The organism is Methylobacterium sp. J-048, from assembly GCF_022829515.1.
Lineage (GTDB): Bacteria > Pseudomonadota > Alphaproteobacteria > Rhizobiales > Beijerinckiaceae > Methylobacterium.
In genome coordinates this window covers 1-348 of sequence record NZ_JAKSYL010000174.1, presented here as the reverse complement: position 1 = coordinate 348, position 348 = coordinate 1, and the positions used below count along the sequence as shown (strand labels likewise).

Annotated in this window: 1 protein-coding gene; it reads right to left on the bottom strand. The window is 69.5% G+C overall.

What is annotated here, in order from left to right:
* Nucleotides 1–111 (bottom strand): Uma2 family endonuclease (locus tag MKL09_RS17505; protein WP_313901190.1); only part of this gene is annotated, 111 nt, incomplete at its 3' end.
* Between the last annotated feature and the right edge of the window lie 237 nt (nucleotides 112–348).

Sequence of the window (348 nt, the reverse complement as noted above, 5' to 3'; positions counted from 1 at the left end):
GAGCAGCCAGAGATGGCCGATCCCGGCTTCCGCGTAGTTGCGGCGCTTGGAACCACGGTCGAGGAGCATGGTGGACGGCGAGAGGATCTCGCAGGCACAATCCGGCGGCACTCAGGGCGCGATCGCGGCCTGAGGGCAGGGTCACGGGATTCACTCGTCGCATCGGGCAGTAAGCGCTTGAAGCACTGTGCGTTTCCCCTCCCCCTGGCGGGGAGGGGCAGGGGTGGGGGTGGTGCAGGATCAGGCGCTCCGGTACCTTCTGAGCCACCCCCACCTCCAACTCCTCCCCGCAAGGGGGAGGAGAGCGCGTTCCGGGCATCCGCCAGGGGCCGGGGAGGGGGCTCCAGG